1 protein-coding gene is annotated in these 230 nt (G+C 60.4%); it reads left to right on the top strand.

The window, feature by feature from the left end; all coding sequences use genetic code 11:
• Positions 1-197 (top strand): hypothetical protein (locus tag ACQG3P_RS25450; protein ID WP_426806592.1); only part of this gene is annotated, 197 nt, incomplete at its 5' end.
• Between the last annotated feature and the right edge of the window lie 33 nt (positions 198-230).

Genomic DNA, 230 nt, shown 5'->3' with positions numbered 1-230 from the left:
TTCCAGTACACTGCGTAGATATTGATATTCGTTCCGGGCAAAAGCGTCGTGAAAAGCAGCTTCAGGCCCGGACTCTGGGTGCTGTCCACCTGCGCAAGTCGCGGACCAGCAGTAACTCACGCGCCATTTGCCGTGCCCGCATCCTGGGCATTGGCGACCGGGAGCGTGCTGCATTGCGCGAGCGCGCGGTCTCTTGAGGCGGAGATACTGACACTGCTGAGCCCCTCGAA

Origin of the sequence: Stenotrophomonas sp. SrG (assembly GCF_050031795.1) — a bacterium.
GTDB lineage: Bacteria > Pseudomonadota > Gammaproteobacteria > Xanthomonadales > Xanthomonadaceae > Stenotrophomonas > Stenotrophomonas rhizophila_A.
Note: the sequence above shows the minus strand (reverse complement) of the source record. Positions and strands in the feature narration are given on the sequence as shown.